A 3,420-nucleotide genomic window follows, 5' to 3' on the forward strand; every position below is an offset into this window, starting at 1 on the left:
CACGGGCGCCGATGCGACCGACGACGCGGCCGGACAGTGGTGACACCAGCAGGCAGCTGATCGGAATCGGTGCGATACCGAGGCTGGACCGCAACTCGGAGTAGTGCCATTGCGCGGTGAGGTACAGGGTGCCCGAGAGCAAGAGGGCCGCGAAGGCCAGGTAGTAGCAGAACACGCCGAGGGTGGCGACGCGAAACATGGTGTGTCGCAGCACCGCCGGACTCACCACCGGATCGGGGTGGTGTCGCACGTGATAGGTGAACGCCGCCGCGAGCGCTATCGCCGCGGTCAGTGTGCCCAGTGTCGCCGCCGACCCGTATCCCCACGCCGCGCCCTGGACGAAGACGGTGGTCAGCGCCGCGGTGGCGCCGAGAATCAGTGCGGCGCCGAGCAGATCGAGCCGCCGCCGCACGCGCGCCCGGATGTCGGGCAGCACCCGCGATCCGACGGCGAGCGCCACCAGCGTGATCGGCACGTTCAGCCAGAAGATCCAGCGCCAGCCCCATTCGAGCAGCAGGCCGCCGATCACCGGGCCGCTGCTGGCGCCCGCCGCGGCGATCGCGGTCCAGATGCCCATCACCGTCGGATGTTCTCGCACGTCGAAGGAGGGCAGCACCAGTCCGAGGCCGGTGGGAACCAGCAGCGCCGCCGCCGCGGCCTGCACGACCCGGGCGCCGATCAACACGATCAGTGTCGGGGCGACCGCGCAGCCGATCGAGGCCACGCCGAAAAGCGTCATCCCGATGAGGAATCCGCGCCGGCGGCCGGTGTCGTCGGCGAGACGGCCCGCGGGGACCAGCAGTGCGGCCATCACGATCGTGTAGGCGTCGAGCACCCAGGACACCGTGTTCGGGGAGGCGCCGGCGAACGAGGTCTGCAGGGTCGGGAAGGCGACGGTGACCGCGAAGAGGTCGAGGATCGCGAGGAATTGCGCGACGCTCGCCACCGCCAGAATCCGCCACCGCCGCGGAGATTGGGTGAGCGGCGCATCCGCGCGAGCATTGGCCGTAATCGTCATGAATGCAACTATTCAGCCGCCGGATCGCGGGATCGAGTGGCAGAGTAGCCAATATGCGCTAGATTTCTGACATGACTGCGGAGACGGTGTGCGAATCCGGACAACCCGGAACGGTGGCGGTCGCGGTGGCGCCGGGCCAGCCGGTGTTCGAGGTCGCGATCCCGTACCAGGTGTTCTTCGAACCGCCGCCCGGCGTCGATGCCGAGCACTGGTATCGGCTGCGGCTGTGCGGCCCCCGCGGCACCCGGCACGCGACGCTGCGCGATCCGTTCGTCACGCTGACCGATTACGACTACGACGATCTGATCGCCGCCGACACCGTCGTCGTCCCCGCGACGCCGAATGTGCGCGAGGATCCGCCGGCCGATCTGGTGGCGGCGGTCCGCGCGGCCTACGAGGCGGGAGCGCGCATCGCCGCATTGTGTTCGGGCGCCTTCGTTCTCGCGGCGGCCGGCCTGCTCGACGGCCGCCGCATGACCACGCATTGGAAACATGTTCCGGCGCTGCTGGAACGGTATCCACACCTCGATGTCGATGCGAGCGTGCTCTACATCGACGACGGGCGGATTCTCACCAGTGCGGGAACCATGGCCGGGATGGATCTGTGTATCCACCTGATCCGCAAGGACCTCGGTTCCCACGTCGCCAATGCCGCGGCGCGCGGGCTGGTGGTGCCGCCGCACCGCGCGGGCGGGCAGGCGCAGTATCTGCGGAATCCGGTGCCGCTCGACGCCGCCGATCCCGGCGTGGCCGCGACCCTGCAGTGGGCGCTCACCCGGCTCGACACCGTGCTGACCGTCGGCGACCTGGCCCGGCACAGCGGACTCAGCGAGCGGACCCTGGCGCGGCGGTTCCATGCCGAACTCGGTACGACACCACTGCGCTGGCTGCTCACCCAGCGCATCATCCGGGCCCGGGAGTTGCTGGAAACCACCGACTTCGCCGTCGACGTGGTGGCCGAACGCTGTGGACTGGGCAGTGCGGCGAATCTGCGCGCTCACTTCGGCCGGGAGGTGGGTGTATCACCGAGCGAATACCGTCGCTCGCACCGGAGCAATCGGCACGAGGTGGTCGTCGCGGCGGAACACGCGTAGACCGGTGCGGCGACAGACGCCCGTCGCCGCGACCAGCCCGCGCGACTAACCCTGTGCCGCAGCGACTCCCGCGCGCCGGCCGAAGAACGTTCCGTCCCCGAGCGACGTCCCGCTGATATAGCCCTGTCCGTGCAGATTGACCGCCGCGCGACCGGCGGCGAACAGTCCGGGCATGGCGGCGCCGTCGATATCCAGGACCCGGCCGTGCGCGTCGGTGTGCAGTCCGCCGAGCGTGAACACCGACGCCCCGGTGCCGCGGCGGTCACCGGCTTCGGCGGGCGGCCGAATCCCGGCCCGCACATCGATGGCCGCCAGCGGGGTACGCAGCGGACGTAACCATCGCGCCGCCTTGTGCCGGTCGGGATCCGTTCCGGCGGCGGCGAATTCGTTGTAACGGTGCAGCGTCGCGGCCAGCGCGCCCGGCGGCAGGCCCATCGCCGCGCCGAGTTCGTCGGCCGTGTCGGCCATATGGGTCGGCTGCACACCCCAGCGTTGTTCTTCCGGCACGGCTTCGAATGCTTCCTCGTCGACCACCACCCACACCCGCATGCCCTGCGTGAACAGCGCCGCCTGGCCGATGCGGCCCGGGTAGGTGTCCTCGTTGACGAAGCGCTGTCCCTTGTCGTTCACCAGAATTCCGCGCGCGGCCAATCCGGGAATCAGGGAAATCCCCACCTGCCCCGTCGCCATGTGCCGCACCGCCGCACCCGCCGCCTGCGCCATCCGGATGCCGCTGCCGTCGTCGGTACCGGCGCTGACCTTGGTATGGCCGAGCAGCAGCGGAGCGTGCGCGGCGAGCATCTCGTCGTTGTCGACGAACCCGCCCGTGGTGAGGACACAGCCGCGCCGGACTCGAATCGTCAGCTCCCGGCCGTACTGCCGGGCGACCACGCCGGTGACGGTGCCGTCGCCGGCGAGGATCAGGGCGGTGGCGGCGGTATCGAAAAGTGTTGTCACACCGGCTGATTCGGTCGCGGCGGTGAGGCACTGCATCAGCAGGCGGCCGCCGAAGTCGTTGGCGGTGGGCCGATGTCCGCGCGGGGCGGGGTGGGCGATCTCGGTGAAGGGCCAGCTGTTCTCGCCGAGCCACATCAGGCCGTCATCGGTGGGCGGCACCCAGGCCGGGGCGTCCCAGAGCGACGGTTTGAACGGCACGCCGCGGTCGACCAGCCAGTGGAAATGCTCGACGCTGTGCTCGCAGTAGTCCGCGATCTTCGCGGTGTCGGCGCCGGGGCCGAGGGCGGCGCCCAGGTAGGCGGCCATGTCGGCGGGGGTGTCGTCGAATCCGCAGGCGGTTTGGATCGGGGT

Annotated in this window: 3 protein-coding genes; 1 reads left to right on the plus strand and 2 read right to left on the minus strand. The window is 70.2% G+C overall.

Going from position 1 to position 3,420, the window contains the following annotated elements:
- The coding region (locus ON23_RS28325) for an MFS transporter (RefSeq protein ID WP_051043491.1) at positions 1 to 1,018 on the minus strand (1,018 nt) is incomplete at its 3' end.
- Positions 1,019 to 1,089: 71 nt separating this feature from the next.
- Here ON23_RS28325 and ON23_RS28330 point away from each other — a divergent pair.
- Positions 1,090 to 2,112: a GlxA family transcriptional regulator gene (locus tag ON23_RS28330; RefSeq protein WP_051043492.1), complete on the plus strand. Its 1,023-nt coding sequence runs from the start codon at positions 1,090 to 1,092 to the stop codon at positions 2,110 to 2,112.
- A gap of 45 nt (positions 2,113 to 2,157) precedes the next feature.
- Here the strand turns inward: ON23_RS28330 and ON23_RS28335 are convergent.
- Positions 2,158 to 3,420 (minus strand): FAD-dependent oxidoreductase (locus ON23_RS28335; protein WP_039781991.1); only part of this gene is annotated, 1,263 nt, incomplete at its 5' end.

Origin of the sequence: Nocardia cerradoensis NBRC 101014 (assembly GCF_000308535.1) — a bacterium.
Taxonomy (GTDB): domain Bacteria; phylum Actinomycetota; class Actinomycetes; order Mycobacteriales; family Mycobacteriaceae; genus Nocardia; species Nocardia cerradoensis.

Excerpts from the sequence above, each read along its gene's own strand:
- ON23_RS28330 (WP_051043492.1), top strand. The coding sequence starts at position 1,090 with ATGACTGCGGAGACGGTGTGCGAATCCGGACAACCCGGAACGGTGGCG.